The organism is Methanobrevibacter sp., from assembly GCF_045130115.1.
In the GTDB taxonomy this organism is placed as follows: Archaea; Methanobacteriota; Methanobacteria; order Methanobacteriales; family Methanobacteriaceae; genus Methanocatella.
Window position 1 is genome coordinate 1 of record NZ_JBGUPC010000047.1, and the last position, 19,826, is coordinate 19,826.

Genomic DNA, 19,826 nt, shown 5'->3' on the forward strand with positions numbered 1-19,826 from the left:
AACAACAATTAAAATCACATTTAATTGAATAATATCTCATTTATAATTAATCCTATATAAAAAATGAGAGAGAGCATTTGAAAAGTAATCGAATAACGAACTCAGAGCAATTTTTCAAACCCAAAGCAATTATTTAATAATCCAATAACAAAAAAGTATACTGAATAAAAATTCATGACATAAAATAACCTCAAAAAAACGCAAATAAAATAAAACACAATAAAATTAATTAAAAAAGACAGTACACCCAATATTGCAATTCATCCACAACTTGCAGAAGTTGTGGTATTCTTGCATTTTAAAGATAAAAACAGTTTTATCAACTAATTTTTTCCACCACCACTAGGATGACTGAAATTTATAAAACCAATTTCTAATTTTCAAATTTGATATGCATTAAATACATCTTATTTAATACAATTGTTATTTAATTCAAAAAACAATATAAACTTTATGCAAACTGTTAATAAAAATCAGCATTTAAACTCAATTCCTTCAAGATTCAGCAATGATATTTTCCTATCAGTTCCGCCGGCATAACCCGTTAGCTTTCCATCCTTGCCCAAAACCCTATGGCATGGCACTATGATTGATATCGGATTGTGGCCCACCGCCCCGCCAACAGCCTGAGCGGACATTTCCGGAGATATCATTGATGCAATCTCCCCATAGGTCTTTGTTTCACCGTAGGGAATTTCAGACAATATTTTCCATACCCTCTGTCTGAATTGGGATCCATGGGGCTTGAGCCTGAAGTTGATCTTAGGGTTTTTACCGTTGAAATAACCATCCAGCCAATCGGAAACCTTCTTAAAAATAGCTAAATCGTCATTGACGATAAAATCAGTTGACGGGAAATGTTTCTGGCCGTAAAACCATACACCGCAAATTGCCTCACCGTCACTTGCAATCAGCATCTTGCCTACTGGGGAACTGTAGTCTGTCGAATAATACATTTCAATCCATGTATGACTTGAAGAATTCCTCGAATTCCTCATCCTCCATAGGTTCCGGAGTGGACACGTTTTCATTATGCATAATGCTTGAAGCAAGGTCTTTGTATTCTTGTGCTTCTGCACTATCAAAGTATTTTTCTACAACGGTTTTTGCATCTAATTCAGCATCCTGAATCAAATTACTTCTATGAATAGTGCCAATAACATGTGTTCCAATCTTTTCAGCAAAGTCGTTGACTATCTGCTCCTCATTATCCACATTTCTGCAGTTGCAGACGATTCCGCTCAAGTTACCCTTAAGCTTCTTGACTCCACGAACAATATTGTTTGCTGCATATAATGCCATATATTCACCGGAAGTGACAATTAGAACTTCATCAGCATATTTCTCACGCAAAGGCACTGAAAAGCCGCCGCAAACAACATCACCCAATACGTCATATACGACAACATCCAAATCATCATTGAATATGTCAAGCTGCTCAAGCCTTTTCATGGCCACAATTACTCCACGCCCGGCACAACCGACACCTGGTTCGGGACCTCCGCTTTCAACGCATTGGATACCCTTGAAACCTGTGAAAACCAGGTCATCCTTTTCAGGTTTCCTGTTATCCTTTAAAGTGTGAACGACTGTGGGAATTCTGGAGCCATATAAAGTACGTGTGGTGTCTGCCTTTGGATCGCAACCTATTACAAGACAGTTTAAACCTTCACTAGCCCATACAGCAGACAAGTTGGCCACTGTAGTACTTTTTCCTATTCCACCTTTACCATAAATTGCAATCTTTTTAGTCATCAATATCTCTCTCAACCAGTTTATAAACAAAATCGTTTTCTCTTACCTTATCGGGCATTGCTATTGCTACATTGCAGCCTCTTTCAGCACCATCCACGGATTCCCCTTCAATCTGCATGGAATCGATTGTATGGGTAATTGAGCCTGTGGTCTTGCCTTGGATGATGATCTTATCACCAACAGCCAAGTCATCCCATATCCTCAATTCGGCCGCCTTTACCTTATTGTAATAGTTGACAACCTGCCCGATGTCCTTCTTAATGTATTTTGATTGGTTATCTTCACTTTTCTCAAATGGAGTGTTAAAGTAAAAGTTTGTGTCAAATCCTCGGTTGAACACGCTTGTCAGCTCGTCCATCCATTCTTCCTTAACAGCGTAATTCAACGGGTCACTCTCATAGTCGTCAATGGCCTGCCTGTAGATTCCGGTCACCATCGCACCGTAGTCCGGGCTTCTTGCCCTCCCTTCAATCTTGAATGATGCAACGCCGCTTTCCATCAGTTCGGGAATGTATTCAATCATGCACATGTCCTTCGGTGAAAAGAAATTGGTCCGGTAGCTTCCGTCTTCGCTTCCGGTAATGACGAATCTCTCATCCTCAACGTCCGAAAAGTTGATGACATTGTCATCCCCTTCCTCATATGTCAGTGTCCAGTTTTTGCGGCAAGGCTGCAGGCAGTCCCCGCAATTGGCGCTTCTTCCGTATAATCCGTAACTTAAAAAGCATCTTCCTGAAATTGCCATGCATATTGCGCCATGAACAAATATTTCAGTTTCGATTGGTGATTTCCGGGTGATTTCGGTAACTTCCCTAAGGGACAGCTCACGTGAAAGGATTGCCCTTTTGGCACCGAGCTTCTTAAGGGTTTTCAGGGTATATGAGTTTGTGACGTTTTCCTGAACGCTGATATGCGCTTCAAGGCCATGTGACACTGTATCCTCAATCAGACCGATATCAGATAAAATAAGTCCATCAATTTCTGATGATGAGATTGCCTCCAGGTTTGACTCAAGCTCTGAGGCGAGCCTCTCGTTTAAAATGATGTTAGTGCAAAGATAGGTTTTGGCACCATACTCCTGGGCGATGAGTGAAACCTCACTCAATTCATCCAAAGAAAAGTTTTTGGCATTGGCCCGCATATTAAAATCGTTTAAGCCAAAGTAAACGGCATCGGCACCATTTTCTAAAACGGCGCGCAACGATATGAAATTTCCAGCGGGAGCCAATAATTCAACCATGTTTATCTAAGGTTTATAGTAGGTTTCAGCTTCTAATCCTTCAGGAATTTCAGTAGGATAATCTTCATTTATACAGCCTAAACATAATTTCTCTTCAGGCATTCCTATTGCTTCAACCAAAGCAGGGATGGTAATGTAACCTAAGGAATCAATGCCCAGCTGTTCTCGAATTTCTTCAGTACTGTAATTGGCTGCAATCAACTCTTTTTTGGTTGCCATTGCCACTCCATAGTAACATGGAGAAATTACTGGAGGACAACCTACCAGGAAATGAATTTCTGCAGGTTCTGCCTCTTTTACAAGGTCCAGCAATTGTTTTGAAGTGGTTCCTCTTACAATACTGTCATCAATTAAAATAATCTTTTTGCCCTTAATGGCATCTTTTATAGGGTTTAACTTAAGTCTGACAGCCAATTCACGCTCTTCCTGTGTTGGCATGATAAATGTCCTTCCAACATACCTGTTCTTAATCAATCCTTCACCATAAGGAATTCCAGAAGCTCTTGAATAACCGATAGCTGCAGGAATTGATGAGTCAGGCACCGGAATTACAACATCAGCATCAATAGGATATAGCTTGTGCAATTGAGCGCCTATGTTCATTCTTGTCTTGTAAACATTAATTCCATCTATTGTACTGTCAGGTCTTGCAAAGTAAACGTATTCAAACATACAATGAGAAAGTTTGCATTTTCCAGCACTTTCCAACATGTGGGAGTTTATTTCATCGTTTTTAAAGTGAATAACTTCCCCTGGCATAATATCTCTAACAAATTCAGCATTAATTACATCAAAGGCAACGGTTTCGGAAGCCAAAATAAATTTATCTTGTCTTTTTGCAACTGCAAGAGGTTTTATTCCCATAGGGTCCCTTACACCATACAGTTCGCCATCGATTAAAATTGTCAATGCATATGAACCTACAAGTTTTTTGCATACTGCTTCAATAGCTTCTAAAACATCTTTCTTATTGTCATAATGCTCTTTTTTGAGCATGTAACAGATAACTTCAGAATCGGAATCTGATCTGAAATAGAATCCTTCATCAATAAGTTCTTGTTTTAGCTCATCGGAATTGACAATATCACCATTATGAGCCATTGCAATAAAGCTATCACCGAAATCAATTACAAAAGGCTGTGAATTTTCAACTTTTGACTGTCCGGTGGTTGAATATCTTACATGACCTATAGCCATATTTCCTTCAAGATTTTGGATTTCCTGATCACTGAATACGCTGGTTATCAAACCCATTCCGTAGTAATGTTTAAAACCCTTTTCCTGATTAAAACTAGCAATTCCTGCTGATTCTTGACCTCTGTGCTGTAAAGCATACAAACAATAATAAACTAGTGGTGCAACATCCTTGGAAATATCTTTAGAATGAATTCCAACAATACCGCATTTGTCTTCCATTTCTCCTTGCATATGCAAACTCCCATTATTAAATAGTATAATTATATTTTTGATAAAACTAGTATAAAATAATTAATGTTTTAGTCCCAGAAGTTTTCAAAAGTGTTTGGAATTTCATAGTCATCAATAACTTCAGGAGCTGTAGTTTCCTCATCGGAGCCCAATTCCCTCTTCAAATCATCATCACTATCGTCTACAAAAATAAGTGCAGTCCTTACAATGTTCAGCCATTCGATAGCCTTATCTCTGGATTCTGCTGCAATATATCCCTGGCCAACAATGATATTATCGGGTTTGAACTTGTCAGTAGCGATGACAATCCTTTTCTCATCATTTAAATCCTGTCTGAATGTATCCTGCCACAAATCATGGAGACTAAAAATTTCAAGGATTTCCTTTGAGTAGATATCCTCATAACGTGACTTGAATGCGGAATAATCTGATTTGATGTCATTTATGTCTTCACGCAATTCACTGTTTTCACGTGTCAGAACTTCCTGCTCTTTGATGAGCTGATTGTAATCATCCAATAGGCTATTATAGTTATGGGTTACTTTCATCAGCTTGTTTTCCAAAGTATGGATGTTTATCAGATTCAAGGAATAAGAAAGAGTTGATTTTATTATTGAATTAAGGATTTCCTTTTCTGCAAGCTTAAAGTCAATCGATTCGTCTTCGATAATAATGTTGTTATAATCAAACAATCCTATATGGTTAAAATCAGTTTTCAATTCATTGTAAAGAATGTTATATGTTTCATCATGTCCATATCCTCCGATAAGTAAAATGTCAGCACCGCCGGCTACCTTTTTGACAATGCTGAGTTCAACTGTCGGAATGATAGATGAAACAATTATGTTATAGTCATTTTCAAGCTGAATATTGTTTACAGCCTTTGATACGAGCTGTGCAATATCCAGACCGCCAACAATTATTCGAACATCAATTTTTGATTCATGATTCTGGGTTTCCATGAACATTACCTAAATTCCATTGATTTTTTGATGCCACAACCAAGCTGACTCGACAATCTGTTCCAAATCATATTGTGGAGTCCATCCAAGCTCGTTTTTAATTTTAGATGAATCCGCCACCAATCTGGCAGGATCACCTTCACGGCGCTTATCGACTTTGACTTCAAAGTCACGTCCTGTGACCTTTTTGCACATGTCGATGACTTCACGAACAGAAAATCCCTGACCGTTTCCTAAATTGAAAACGTTTGATTCGTTTTCACTGCATAAATATTCATATGCCTTAATATGAGCATCTGCAAGGTCATTAACATGTATGTAATCACGAATGCATGTTCCATCAGGAGTGTCATAATCATCACCATAGATATAAATGCAGTCACGCTTTCCGATAGCCGCATCCAGTGTCAATGGAATCAAATGTGTTTCAGGATCATGGAACTCACCAATCTGACCATCGAAATCACATCCTGATGCATTGAAATATCTTAATGCCACATAATTGAAGTCGCCCTTTTCGGCTTCCCTTTCAAGTGCCTTTTCAACAAGCCATTTTGAGTGTCCATAAGGATTTATAGGCTTTAAGTTTGAGTCTTCAGGGATGGGAATTTTCTCAGGATTTCCATAAACCGCCGCAGTTGAAGAGAATATGAACTTGTCGACATTATATTCTCTCATTACTTTAAGGAGATTTAAAGTATTTTTATAATTGTTTTTAAAATATTTTTGAGGCATTTCGACAGATTCAGCAACTGAAATAAATCCTGCAAAGTGAATGACACCGTCAATGTCATATTTTTCGAAGACTTCCCTTAAATCACTACTTCCAATATCATAGTTTTCAAGGGTTCCCCATTTTACAAAGTTTTCATAACCTTTTGACAGATTATCCAATACAACAGTGTCATAACCTGCATTGTGCAAGGCCTTATTGGTATGGGAACCGATATAGCCTGCTCCTCCAGTAACTAAAATCAATTTGAACACCTATACGAATTTACCTAATTTAAGTAAAGCTTTTGGAGATACTTTAATTAATTTTTTAACGATTTCAGTGGTGGAAATCTTATCGAAACTTTCACCTTGGAATGCGTGAGCAATGCTGTCCAATTCTTCATCGGATAATGTGAGCAAGTATTCCTGAACTTTTTTATATCTTTTGATTTCATGATCGAGTTCAGCATGTGCCATTTCATCATATTGTTTTAGGAATTTTTTGGAGCAGTCTTCCTTGATGGCCTGTGCTGCCACTTGGCCTGCGCACATACCACCGGTCATACCGGAGATGATTCCTCCACCAGTCAATGGGTTTACTTGTCCTGCAGCATCCCCTACAACCATAATATTGTCATCGTAAAGCTTTTTAGTCATTCCACCGACAGGGTCTCCACCTACATTCAATTCAACAGCCTGAGCATTTTTCAAGTAAGGTGATTTTGCAACAAAATCATCCAAGTATTCTTTTGCTGTTTTTTCAGCTTTGTGAGGAAGAATTGCCAAACCGACGTTTGCAATGTCGTCACCTTTAGGGAAAATCCATACATATCCTCCAGGAGCACAGGAACCTAAGTAAAATTCGATGACACCAGGTCTTTCGAATTCAACGTTACACATTTCGTATTGCACACCGGATTCCATTTCTTTAGGTTTTGCAGCTGGTCTGAGGCCTGCCCATCTTGCAACGTGACCTTCCGGACCGTCAGCAGCGATTAATATTTTACATTTGTAATCAATCTTTTCGCCCATGCATTCTGTTTCGACAATGTAACCGTTTTCGATTTTTTCAATGCCTGTAACTAAGGTTTTGATTTTGATTTCTGCACCTGCTCTTGCAGCATCCATAGCCATGTGCTTATCAAATACTTTCCTTTCAAGAATGTAACCTGCTTCAGGTAGTTTTACTTCATCTTTTGTCAACCATACGTCAGTTTCGTCAGGAGTCTGGATTCTTACACCCTGGATTTCCTGGGTAACCCATCTAGGGGAAGGTTCGATTCCTAACTTTTCTAATCCTTGGATTGAAACCCCTTCAGCGCATCTTTTTGGAGATCCGATTTCGGATTTCTTATCCATTAAAATTACTTTTGCTCCGCCTAATGCAGCGTGTTTTGCTGCGCTTGAACCTGCAGGTCCTGAACCTACTACAATTACATCAGTTTCAATCATGTTATCATTCCTCTCTTTCTAATGCATCAATAGGGCATGCATCAATACATATTGAGCATTCTTTACATTCATCTTCGTTAAATACTAAACTGTATTCTCTTACTTGAATCAAGTTTCTTGGACAAACTCCGGCACATTCACCGCAGTATGAGCACCAATCTTTTACAATCATAAAAATATCTCCTTTAATATAAACAATTTATGTTATAAATAGTTAGTTTTTTATTATATTTAAAAGTATAGTAAAAAATAGCGATTTAATAGGTAATAGAAAAGAAAAAAAAGTTTTTAAGTATTATTTAACCAATAATACTGGAACATCAGAAGTTCTGAGAAGCCTTTCTGAAACTGAACCGATTTGAGTGTCACTTACATTATTTTCATCGAATGACACGAATCTGTTGTTGTTGGCTCCATGTGCATGGATAACAACCAAATCTGCACGTGTCTGGTCAACAATGAATTTCATGTCCCTTAAAGGGTCTGCAGTAAGCAAATGTTCAATGACTTCAACATCAACCTCAGCCGCCTTTTTGGTTATTTTTGCCAGAATCGCATCACCGGAATCCTCCTCGGAATCATAGCTGTTAAAAGAGAATTCCTCCAAAACATGCACGGCAGCGATTTTGGAGCTGAATTTCTGTGCAATTTCAATGGCCACATCAGCGGCCTTGTATCCGTATTCGGACCCGTCAACAGGAACTGCAATAACATCAAACATGCCTAGTCCCCTTTCAAGTAATCCGCATGGCAGAAATCAATGAAGTTGTCGACGATTTCATCAATGTCCTCGCTGTCGTCAATGATTTTTCCGTCATCCATGAACAATGCTCTGTTGGACAGTTCCTTGATGAAGTCAGTGTTGTGGGAAACCATTACAATGGTTATACCATAATCCTTGGATATTGTCTTTAGAGCATTTGTAACATCCCTTAATGTAACAGGGTCCAAATCACCGAACGGTTCATCCAAAAGCAGGAATTTAGGCCTTGAAACCAATATCAATGACAGCATTACACGTACCTTTTGACCACCTGACAACTCATAGGACTTTCTGTGCAGGATATCCATGTCCAAATCAAGACTTTCAAAGATGTCTGCCACTGCCTCTTTTGTAGCAGTTTCAGGGAACCTTGGGAACAGGTCATTCAAGATTTCGCCGTCCAAACCTACTTGTCTTAAACGTTCCTTGGCCTCACTTTCAGGCAGATCAGTCAATAAGTAGAAGGAATCAAGCAATTCTTCACTTAATCCTAATCTTTCAGCCCTTTCCTTTGCCTCTTTAACAATGTCCTGTTTTTTATATCCTAATCTTGTGGATAGCTGGCTTAATACGGTTGCATAGTGAGTTAGAGCAAATTCCTGATGCATGAAACCTAATTTTGAACGTATTTTCATACGGTCATAACCTGGAATGTCAATATCAGCCCATCTGTCCTCGACCTTGTACAAGACTTCACCCTTATCAGGATCATCCAATCCGCCAAGCATTCTTAAAAGCACAGTCTTACCGGCACCGCTAGGTCCTATGATGCTTAAAATATTTTTGTCCTGAACTTTGAAGTTGATGTCCTCCATCTGAAGAACTTCACCCCCGGTCAAGAGGTAGAACCTCTTATAGACATCCTTAACGTCAATGAGGTCTTCATCGGTTGATATGTTTTGAATATCAACAATGTCATCCATACCCTCCATGAACTTGTCACAGATTTCCTTCGGTGAGCCTTCATCGACAATCTCACCGTCTTCAAGCAGGATTACCCTGTCCGCCAGGTATTTTTGAATGTCAGGCAAGTGAGATACGATAATGATGGTAATGTTTAATTCCTTGTTAATCTTTTTAACTGCATCCAAAATTTCTTGTTTTGTTTTAGGGCATGCCATGGTTGCAGGTTCATCAAGAAGTAAAGCTGTAGGCTGTTTTGCAAGTTGCCTTGCCATGATGAGTCTTTGTTTTTCACCACCGCTCAATACAGATGCATAGTGGTCCTTTTTATGGGTTAATGAAACAAGTTCCAACAATTCATCGGCTTCTTCACCGAATTCGCTATCTGCGACTTCAAAATTGGTGTCTCCCTCATCAAAGTATCTTCTGGCATAGAGTTTACGCAAAACATTTTCACGTACGGTATCCGGCCATATTCCAAAAGACCTCTGAAGGTGAATTGCTGTTTCCTTTTTCAGTTCATTGTAATAAAATTGGGAAGATTCGGCGGTTACTTTCACATTGCCGACTTCAATGCTTCCTTCATCAATATGCTCAACACCCCTTAATGCTCTCAAGAGTGTTGTCTTACCGGAACCACTCTTTCCCATGATTCCAAGTATTTCACCTTCTTTAACTTCAAAACTGACATTTTTAAGTGCTGTGACTTTAGTTCCATCAGTTAATTCATAATCTTTACTTACATTTTCAACTTTAATCATTATAAATGCCCCTTATATTTATACAAATATATTTTTGAAACTATTTATATGTTGACAATTTAATATAAAAACAAGTGATAAAAATGGCTAGCGACAATAAAATTCAAGAATATATGGATACCCTAGAACAAGAAAAAATAATGATTGAAACCCATTTTGCCAATATGGAAAGAATCTTGAGAGATGAACCTAAATTAGACCAGCAAAAGGCATTTGGACTACTCAATAACTTCAACACACTAAGTATTCAATACGACCAGCTATGCAATGACCTAATCAACTTTATCAAGATCTTCAAGGATAAAGATTCCCAGGAAATCAGAATCTATAAAACCGACGAATTGGTTGAACTTTTAGAGAAAAGAATGAGCCAGTTCTAATAATTATAGTTTATTACAACATTACCCGTAGCATTTGAAGACGAGTTTTCTGCTACAACCTGGTCATCCTTTAAAAGCTGAACCTTAAGTTCACCGTCACCATAATCTTCCTTCTGTGCACTGATAGCAACCCTTTCCCAAGGGGCACAGTCAAGCACATAAGTTTTTGTACCATCATCCGCCTCTTTTACAAGGTAATTAGGATCGCCCATTTCAGCGTACCAGCTACCTTCATATAAAATTCTGGCTTTGTAAGGATAAGAAGAAGATTGAAGATGACTTCCATCATCAGTAATAACATTTAATGAATCCTGTTCGGTCGGCTGAGTATTATTATAAATAAAAGAGAACAGCAAATATGCCACAATAATAATTCCCAACACAATTACAATTTTTTTAGCTATGCCTATATTCCAACTTTTTTCACGCTTTACATTTTTTATTCTTTTACCTTGTGAGTCGGAAAGCAGATAGGCACAGTTATCACAATATACGGCTGAGGGTGAATTGTTATACCCGCACCGTGGACATTTTACCATATAACTATAACCTTTTTAATTCTGTTATACAAAAATTATTATAAAACTTATATTTAAAGTTAATGGAAAATTAGTATTTTTTACTAAAAAATAATTAGACGTTAGTGATAATAATTATAGACATTTTCAGCCGTTTTTAAATTCATGCCGTCTATTTTAGCTAATTGGTCCACTGAGGCATTTTTAATATTATCAATGCTTCCAAATTCTTTCAAAAGAGCGACCTTCCTTTTTTTACCCACACCAGCAATATCATCAAGTGAAGAGGACGAAATATTCTTACTGCGGAGTTTTCTATGATAAGTTATCGCAAACCGGTGAGATTCATCACGCACTTGCTGAAGCAAATACAATGCATTATTATTTTTAGGAATTATTATTGGACGTTGAGAATTAGGAGTAAATACCTCTTCAAATTCCTTAGCAAGACCAATTATTGGAATATGAGTCAAATTTAATTTCTCCAAAACACCACAGGCCATACCAAGCTGCCCTTTACCTCCATCAATGACTATCAGGTCAGGTTCCGGGTCACGGTCAACCATTTTCAATCTGCGAGTCAGCAATTCCTCCATCATCGCAAAATCGTTCGGACCGGGAGTTTCCATTTTAAAATGTTTATACAATTTTTTGTTGGGTTTGCCATCCTTAAACGACACTTTTGAACCCACCGCAAACTTGCCTGAAATGTTACTAATGTCATAACCTTCAATTACATGAGGCATCTTCTCAAGTTTAAGGTATTTCTTAAGCTCAATCAATGCAGATTCCATCTTTTTCTTTTGATGCTTGATGATTTCAGCATTTTTCTTCGCCATTTTAACAAGCCTTAACTTGACTCCCTTTTGAGGGACCTTAATTTTGACTTTATTTCCTCTCAAATCACTTAACCAATCCTCAAGCAATTCCTTATCATCAATGTCTTCATCTAAAAGAATTTGTTTAGGAACATGTCTGTTATAACCGTAATATTGCTGAATGAAAGCGAACATGATTTCAGATGATGAATCATACTGTGATGCACTCATTAAAAAGTCATCACGACCTACAATCTTTCCGTTTCTAATAGGCATGATTATAACTACAACCTCATCCTCACCTGGAGCGATGGCAATCACATCCTGGTCAAGATCATCATCGACCAAATCGACAAACTGCTTTTCCATAATCTCCTCTATCGATGCGATTTGGTCTCTTATGACTGCTGCCTTTTCAAATTCCTCATTGTCTGCAGCCTCCATCATTTCCCTTTTGAGATTCTTAACGATTGTGGAATATTTTCCCTGGAAAAACAAGTCAATCTTATTGATGATTTCAGAATACTCCTCCTTAGTTATCCTTCCATCACATGGAGCATTGCATAAGTCAATTTGTGAATTCAAGCAGGGCCCATTCATATTGCGGCATGTTCTGATTTTAAACAATGACTTCAAAAATTTAACCGTTTGCTTAACTGAACCCACATCAGTAAAAGGACCGTAGAAAATGCCGTTTTTTGTAACGTTCCTTGTAATGACCAATCTTGGAAAATCCTCATCAGTTATCTTTACATAAGGATAACGCTTATCGTCCTTCAGCTGAACATTATACCTTGGACGGTGCTTTTTGATTAATGTGGCCTCTAAAATTAGTGCTTCCTTTTCGGAGTTGGTTACAATATACTCCAAGCTATCGAAATGACTCATCAATATTTGAGTTTTCGGCCTGTCCAATTTTTCCCTAAAATAAGATTTGACCCGTTTAACGAGATTTTTTGCCTTGCCAACATATATAATGGTGTCAGAAGCGTCACGCATTATATAAACACCTGGCTTATTAGGCAAATTATCTGGAGATTTAAGTTTGGTTGACATAAAAAACACTATTTAAGCTCAACATAATCATTGTCAATTTTAACTCTGTTATTTGCAATCATCAAATCCAATACGCTGTTTATTCTTGTTGCAGTCTTTTTGGATGTTGATCTGAATCCGAAATTACGTGAAGTCTCCTTGGCAACTTGCTTTGTTGAAATATTTGAATTATAAGTTAATACAAGTTCTATACTTTTAGCTATCTCTTCATCAGAAATCAAATCAATGTTCGGTTTATTTCTTCTTCTAATAAGCACATCATTATTTGATGCATCATATAAAAAGTCTCCGATTCTGATAATGCTTCCTGAGTTTTCAGAATTTTCAATAGCTGCGTTGACTGTCTTTTTCAAATTAGCTCCGGCACGTTTAATATGGCAGCTGTCCTTTATTCTTTTTGTAACCTCGCTTACATGAATCGGACCTTCAATATCCACAATCAACTTAACGGAATCCGCAACATTGGATATCGGTTTTTTATACAGGTCATCTGAGGAATTTAGACCGATATCATTTGCCTCAACATAATCGGTGATATTATCTTCAAGCTTCCTTTTACCAGGCAGTTTATGGTCATCAAATGCCCTAAGCTGATTATCACGTTTCCTCCTTTCTTTTTCTATTTCCTTATAATCTTCATTAGCGGATTGAATAATGTTCTCTAGAGCTTGGTCTTTTAGCTCTTCCCTGCTGTATTGCTGATGAACTGGAACAATGACATTGTCATCACCTCCAATATCCTTTTGAAGACCGTCCATACCCATTTCTTGCTCAATTCTCATCTCTTCTTGTTCAGCGAAAGTCAATTCCTCTTCCCTTTGAATAATCTTATCGGAATCATCATCACTTGGCATGTTCAAGTAGTCTGCAGGATCATACTCTTCAGTTCTGTCAACTACAGAGACATAATCAATTTGAGTTGGATTTTCAATTTCCTTCAAAGACTTATTGATATATTTCATGTCCTTCTTAAATCCTCTAATGGAATCCTTGACAGACCTAGGTTTATTATCTTCATAATAGAAATTGTTTTTTCTGAGTTTGCTTGTAACATCGTTTGAACCCTGATAATATGTAACACCTTCACCGGAATCTTGAACAATGTCCTCCTCATCAGCAGTTTCATAACTTTCATTATCCTGAACATTACCTTCATTATAATCAGGGATTTCCCTTTCAATGCCTGAATCATCAACGGGAGCGTCTTCAGGACCGTCTTCTAAATCAAAGACCTTTCTGTCCCCATCAATTTCAGTATCTTCAAAGATTTCGTCAATATACTCTTTTTTAGCATCATTCACAATATCTAAAACATCATCGGAATCATCATTATTGTCCCAATCAGGCAAATTATCATTAAAGATATTCCATTCCTCATCTTCTTCCTCATCCCAATCAGGCAAATTATCATTCAATGCATTTAATTCGTCGTCAACAATTTCTGCATCAACTACAAATTCATCCTTTGGAACAGGCTTATGCAATGGCAAATCGTCGTCTTCAATGAATTCTCCTTTTACCTTTTTAACCTCTTGAGGCTTTAATTTTGACTCGCCCATAACCACATCTGAAATCCTTGATTTGACGAAACTATCTCTTGATTTATGATGTGTATTAGTAGGTTCGTTTGATATTTCATTATCCTTAACTTCTTCGTCATTTGATTGATAATCGTCATCAGTAGGCTCATCATTACTGTGATCAACATAAATATAATCCTCATCAGAACCCAAATCCACCCTATCGTCAACGGTTTCTTCTTTAACTTCATCCTGAACAGGTTCATCATTACTGTGATCAACATAAATATAATCCTCATCAGAACCCAAATCCACCCTATCGTCAACGATTTCTTCTTTAACTTCATCCTGAACAGGTTCATCTTTGGATTTCTCAACAACCTGCTCATCAACAACCCTATCACGAACAGGCTCATCAACATGCTCATCCATAATCTCAACAACCGGCTCATCCATAATCTCTTCAACCGGTTCCTCGACAACAGGCATTTCAATTTTTTTATCAAATGTAACCTTGGAAGAAGTGTCCTCGGCTACTTCATCATTACTGTGATCAACATAAATATAATCATCATCAGAACCCAAATCAACAGTTTCCTCAGGAACATCATCTTTAATGTTTTCAGCGGATTCCTTTTCTAAATCTCCATCATTTAAATCCTTTGTGAATTCAGATTCCAACATTGAATGGTCTTCATCCTCTTCCTGCAAATGACTATGGCCCCATAATGATTTTAGTTTATCTTTAAATGATTTTGGCTTTTCTTCATCAGAATAATCCTTTTCATCTTCCCATACTTCAGCATTATCCTCTGGAGAAACACCTTCATCAGATTCCCATACTTCGGCATCATCATTCTTGCTTGAAGAATCTTCATCAGCAGCTTCCCAGACTTCCACATCATCGTCTTTAGGAATTTCTGCTCCAACTTCCTGAGATATGCCATCATCATTTAAATCATTTTCACTAACAGACTCATTAGAATCATCCTTAGCTTCACTAGGCTCATTAACTTCAACAAACTCAGATTCACCAACCTCATCAGAATAATCCTTAACCTCAGGAACCTCAACCTCAACAAACTCAGATTTGACCTGAGAAGGACCATCCTCATTAATTGTTTTGGATGAGCCAGCGTCATCTGCATTGACCTCCTTAAAGAATTCATCAGGATCAAGCTCTCCAACGTCGATAGGTTTTTCAAAGAAATCTCCGTCATCTACCTTTTCGACTTCAACGAAGTCTTCAGGACCGATGTCAGCAGCATCAATCTCATTACTTTCTGCCTCTTCCTTAGCTTTTCTTTCTGCTTCCTCTTTTTCACGAGCGATGCGTAATTCTTCAGCTTTCTTTTCAGCTTCCAATCTTCTTTTTTCAGCCAACCTTTTTTCCTCTTCGGATTTGCGTTTTTCCTCTTCGCGAGTTTCACGAATTGACTTTTCAACAAAGTCCAAGAGTTTTTTACGTCCCAAATCACGGTTCCTATACCAGTCTGTAGACCATAAGTGATATAGTTTCCATCCGAGTCCTGTCAATACCTGTTCACGAAGCCTGTCCCTGTCACGGGCAACCTTGCTTGACGCATACATTTTTCCGTCAGTTGTAATACCAAGTATGTATTTTCCAGGATTTTCATCATCAACAATAGCCAAATCCACTCTGAAACCGGCACAACCGATGTGCTTATCTACTGTATAACCGTTTTCCTGTAAAAAGCTAGCAATTGCATCTTCAAACGGTTCTTTTGATGTCTCAGCAACACTGTGAGTTCCAAGTGTCAAGTTTTCAGCATATTCAAGGAATTCCCTTAGAGATTTAACTCCATATGGAGGATTAGCTGTCAAGTTCATGTCATATGCTTTGAAGTTTGAAAATACGACACATTTCTCTCTTGCACGGGTAATCAATACGTTTAACCTTCGCTCACCACCGTCCTGATTCAGCGGACCAAAGTTAAGTGACATCTTGCCGTCCTGGTCATATCCATATCCTACACTGATTAGGATGACATCCCTTTCATCCCCCTGTATTGTTTCAAGGTTTTTAACAAAGAAACGCTCTTCCTTATTTTCAGAGAACAATGGCTCATACTCAGGATGCTCTTTACGTTTCACTTCCAGCTCTTCAAGTATTGCATTTTTCTGTGCAACTGAAAATGTTCCCACACCCAAACTTTTAGTGTCGCCATACTTTTCAAAGTGATTGAATATCTCTTCAACGACATCCTTCGCTTCCAATGGATTTTTGGATGACGCTCCCCTTAAATATTGAGTGTTCGGATTGTAATGGAATTTCAAACCAAGTTCCGGATCTGAATGTGAAGGTGAAGGATAAACCAGCAGGTCATCATCATAAAACTCCCTGTTTGACACGGTAATCAGGGATTCGTGGCGTGAACGGTAATGCCATTTCAGCATTTTAACAGGGAATGACAATTTACATAAATGCAGGATACTCTCCATATCCAGTGAGGTCGCTTCCTCCTCATCGCTGTCCGCATCGGACATCTGGTCAAAGAATGATGTAGGAGGCAATTGTTGAGTATCTCCCATAACAACCGCAGTCTTTCCCCTCATGAATGCACCAAGTGCATCTTCAGGCTTTACCTGACTTGCCTCATCAAAAATAACAACGTCAAATTGCAGTTCCTCATTTGTAGGATCCAAGTATTGGGCAATTGATAATGGGGACATCATAAAGCAAGGCTTAATCTGCTTTATCATTCCACCGGCCTTTTCCAAAAGCTTCCTAACAGGCATGTGTCCGCTTTTTCTTGTGAACTCTCCAGCCAATATCTTTGCCTGAGGATTTTCTGTTCCTCCAAAGATTTTTGGAATGTTGCTGTTCAGTTTATGGTAAATCCTCTTACGGTTTAGCATTAAAATCTTCTTGTCCAAATCCTTGAATTCTCGGATACGATTCTCATGCAATTCTCCAACGAATGTTGCCAATTCCTGATTTTCAATAAATAATATGTTTAATAATGAATCTGCGAAGTTTCCATTAACCAACGCCTCAATGTCATCTTTCTTAATGTTTCTCTTTTCAATTGAATCCACAAACATTTTTGCATTGGAAGACTTGAGGGCATTTTTAGTATTAAGGTACTGTGACCATAAGTGAAGGCTTGATAGCTGTCCTCTCCAATTATACAGCTGTTCTTTCCATGCTTCAAATGGCACATCTCCAGTTTCCCTTTTGAAGATTAATTTGCTTCTTGGATTAAGCTTGTCTTTAAGTCTTGAAAGCACCCTGACGAATTGCTCACCTGAATCTATGTAATCCGCAAGATCCCTTTCAGGATTGATGTCGAATAGGTCCTTACTCATCAAATCGATGGTATTTTGGGAAAATGTTCCCTGACGAACCAGTGCAGTAAATTCATTCATCCAACGGGCAATGGCCCTTAAGTCATTAGGATTTGCATTCAGATGCCAGTATCCTCCAAAGTATTTCTGACCTAAAGCATTATTTGCCTCCAAGGTTTTTCTAATATGGATAATGGCCTTTGCCTGTTGCAGATCCCTGATAATTTCCTCAATGCTATTTGGAACAGGAACTGCATAATACATCTCAACAAGCTCAATGTATTGCTTGTTGTTGAAAAACCTGAATCTTTTTGTGGACAAATGTTGCAGCTCATAGATTAATCGGTCAATGTCAGCATGGAAAATATTCTGATTGAATTTGGCCAATGCACGAGCATGTTTCTGGTATTTTTCAAGCTCCTGAATAAGCAGGAATGCATCATCATTGTTACCGTTCCATGCCCCTGACTTAAGTATACTGCCATCAATCAGCTCAGAATTTTGAGACTTGATTACTTCAAATGCAGACAATGAATTCTGGAATTCATTTAAAGTGTCGGGCTGCTTGATTCCATAAATGTCATAAACCCTTCCGCGCTCCACAAGGAAATTGTCAAGAGCATGCAATGTATCATTGATAAGCATTTCAATCTCTCTCAAATCAGCCGGCAGGAGACTTTTTGGAGCGCATTTGCTCCAAGGATTTTCCTTGGAAATGGTCTGGTACAGCTCCGCCAGGTTTTCTAGAGCAATTTTCATATCATCCAAATCTTTTAAAGTAACATTTTCAGGATTCTCGAATCTGACCAATGGCATTAAAGTGCCTTTGCGTGAAAAATGGTCATCAGCGGATTCCTTCATTCCATAAAGCTGGAATGGAGATAAGTTAACTGCAAAAGCAGGCATATGAATAATATGAGAATAATCATCCAATTGACGACGTAGCGTTTCCAATTTGCGAATGGTATTGTCAATGTTTAAAGGCTCCTGTGCCCTTACATTAGTCGCCTTCTGAAGATCCTTTAGGAATTTCTTACGCCTTGTCTTGTGAGAATGCAATTCAAGAACGAATTTTCCTAAACCAACAGCGGTCAACCTGTCCTTTACCACATCAAGTGCCGCCATCTTTTCAGATACGAATAAGACTGATTTGCCTTCAGCCAAAAGCTCAGCAATTAAGTTTACAATGGTTTGGGACTTACCTGTTCCAGGCGGCCCTTCAACCACCAGATTGCGACCTGCCTTAACATCCTGAATGGCAGCAATCTGGGAGGAATCTGCATCAAGAACCTGATACATATTCTGATATTCCAACCTTGAATCGATGTCCTCTTCCCTGAAAGCCTCCTGGTCATTTTTGGCAGGATTGAATATTGCCTGAATCAGTTCATTTTTAGTCAAATCAACATTATCTTCCCATGCTTCAGGGTTCAAATCATTATACATTACAAATTTAGTGAAACTGAAAAATCCTAAGGCCACATCATTGTTAACATCCCATCCGTCCATGCGTGAAACTGCACGTTTAACGCTTGCAATATAATGGTCTACAACTTCGCCATACCTTTTGAATTCAAAATCAGGAAGCTCAATACCTGCTTCAAGAAGTTTAGCCTTAAGTGAAATGTTGGTTTGAATGTCTTCACCTGTCCATTCAAGATTGAATGATTCCCCTACCTTTTTCCTCTCCATTGAAACGGGAATCAACACCAACGGCGCCTTGTTCTTCTGCCTTGGTTTGGATTTATCTTTCCATTCCAGAAATCCAATGGCCAAATACAGAATGTTATAACCTTGCTCCTGAAGCATTGTTTTAGCCTGGTTATTGATGTAATATAATCTTTTCTGAAGCTCTTTTGGAGTCAAATCAGTGGCTAATTTCTTGTCACCTTCAGAAAACTTTGAAAAATCAAACGGAATATGGTCCCAAACAGAAGATTTATCTTCCTTCTTATCTTTTTTATTGGCTACAAAATACATTTTGTTCTCTTGCAGAACCAATGTCTGAAAAAGATTTATGGGGGATTGATTTACAATAGTGATAGTTTTAGCTCTTGATTTAAAGTTAAGAAGTTGATTTCTTAAAGTTAAGTCCAATAGCTCCTTACGTAAATTCTTAAATTCCTTTTCGATTATATTACTTGATTTGTTTAACATGATGACCCTTTAAAAGTGTAAAAAAAATTCAAAAATGCATATATAATTATAATTATATTAATTAATAAAGTTTTCTAATCAATGTAATTT

The 19,826-nt window shown here is 38.0% G+C and carries 14 protein-coding genes; 1 reads left to right on the plus strand and 13 read right to left on the minus strand.

Annotated features, from left to right (window positions below; translation table 11 throughout):
- Positions 1 to 473: 473 nt before the first annotated feature.
- From ACJMML_RS08105 to ACJMML_RS08150, 10 genes are all read right to left on the minus strand, one after another.
- Entirely contained in the window at positions 474 to 956 is a 483-nt protein-coding gene (locus ACJMML_RS08105; protein WP_405306823.1) for a methylated-DNA--[protein]-cysteine S-methyltransferase, read from the minus strand.
- 1 nt (position 957) lies between these two features.
- Complete coding sequence (gene cfbC, locus ACJMML_RS08110; protein WP_405306824.1) at positions 958 to 1,755, minus strand: Ni-sirohydrochlorin a,c-diamide reductive cyclase ATP-dependent reductase subunit; 798 nt, start codon at positions 1,753 to 1,755, stop codon at positions 958 to 960.
- The gene (locus ACJMML_RS08115) at positions 1,748 to 2,995 is read right to left on the minus strand and encodes a peptidase U32 family protein (RefSeq protein WP_405306825.1); all 1,248 of its coding nucleotides are present in this window, start codon (positions 2,993 to 2,995) and stop codon (positions 1,748 to 1,750) included. Before ACJMML_RS08115 ends, cfbC begins: the two co-directional genes overlap by 8 nt.
- A 6-nt stretch (positions 2,996 to 3,001) precedes the next feature.
- Positions 3,002 to 4,423, minus strand: a complete 1,422-nt coding sequence (gene purF / locus ACJMML_RS08120) for an amidophosphoribosyltransferase (protein ID WP_405306826.1) — start codon at positions 4,421 to 4,423, stop codon at positions 3,002 to 3,004.
- A gap of 68 nt (positions 4,424 to 4,491) precedes the next feature.
- Entirely contained in the window at positions 4,492 to 5,385 is an 894-nt protein-coding gene (locus ACJMML_RS08125; protein WP_405306827.1) for a hypothetical protein, read from the minus strand.
- A 9-nt stretch (positions 5,386 to 5,394) separates the two neighbouring features.
- On the minus strand, positions 5,395 to 6,363 hold the full coding sequence (galE, locus tag ACJMML_RS08130; protein ID WP_405306828.1) for a UDP-glucose 4-epimerase GalE: 969 nt from the start codon (positions 6,361 to 6,363) through the stop codon (positions 5,395 to 5,397).
- 9 nt (positions 6,364 to 6,372) lie between these two features.
- A complete protein-coding gene (locus ACJMML_RS08135) occupies positions 6,373 to 7,551 on the minus strand; it encodes an NAD(P)/FAD-dependent oxidoreductase (protein WP_405306829.1) in 1,179 nt (392 codons plus the stop codon).
- A gap of 4 nt (positions 7,552 to 7,555) precedes the next feature.
- Positions 7,556 to 7,723, minus strand: coding sequence for a 4Fe-4S binding protein (locus tag ACJMML_RS08140; RefSeq protein ID WP_303738097.1), 168 nt, complete (start codon positions 7,721 to 7,723; stop codon positions 7,556 to 7,558).
- A 123-nt stretch (positions 7,724 to 7,846) separates the two neighbouring features.
- Positions 7,847 to 8,272 carry a universal stress protein gene (locus ACJMML_RS08145; protein ID WP_405306830.1) on the minus strand — a complete coding sequence of 142 codons (426 nt, stop codon included), beginning with the start codon at positions 8,270 to 8,272 and terminating at the stop codon, positions 7,847 to 7,849.
- Between the two features lie 2 nt (positions 8,273 to 8,274).
- A complete protein-coding gene (locus tag ACJMML_RS08150) occupies positions 8,275 to 9,978 on the minus strand; it encodes an ATP-binding cassette domain-containing protein (RefSeq protein WP_405306831.1) in 1,704 nt (567 codons plus the stop codon).
- 83 nt (positions 9,979 to 10,061) lie between these two features.
- On the opposite strand from ACJMML_RS08150, the gene ACJMML_RS08155 reads away from it, so the two are divergent.
- A complete protein-coding gene (locus ACJMML_RS08155) occupies positions 10,062 to 10,358 on the plus strand; it encodes a hypothetical protein (RefSeq protein ID WP_405306832.1) in 297 nt (98 codons plus the stop codon).
- Here ACJMML_RS08155 and ACJMML_RS08160 read toward each other — a convergent pair.
- From ACJMML_RS08160 to ACJMML_RS08170, 3 genes are all read right to left on the minus strand, one after another.
- A complete protein-coding gene (locus ACJMML_RS08160; RefSeq protein ID WP_405306833.1) occupies positions 10,355 to 10,741 on the minus strand; it encodes a hypothetical protein in 387 nt (128 codons plus the stop codon). The genes ACJMML_RS08155 and ACJMML_RS08160 overlap by 4 nt on opposite strands.
- Positions 10,742 to 10,998: 257 nt before the next feature.
- Positions 10,999 to 12,750, minus strand: a complete 1,752-nt coding sequence (gene uvrC / locus ACJMML_RS08165; RefSeq protein WP_405306834.1) for an excinuclease ABC subunit UvrC — start codon at positions 12,748 to 12,750, stop codon at positions 10,999 to 11,001.
- Between the two features lie 8 nt (positions 12,751 to 12,758).
- Positions 12,759 to 19,736, minus strand: coding sequence for a DUF3320 domain-containing protein (locus tag ACJMML_RS08170; RefSeq protein WP_405306835.1), 6,978 nt, complete (start codon positions 19,734 to 19,736; stop codon positions 12,759 to 12,761).
- Positions 19,737 to 19,826 lie beyond the last annotated feature (90 nt).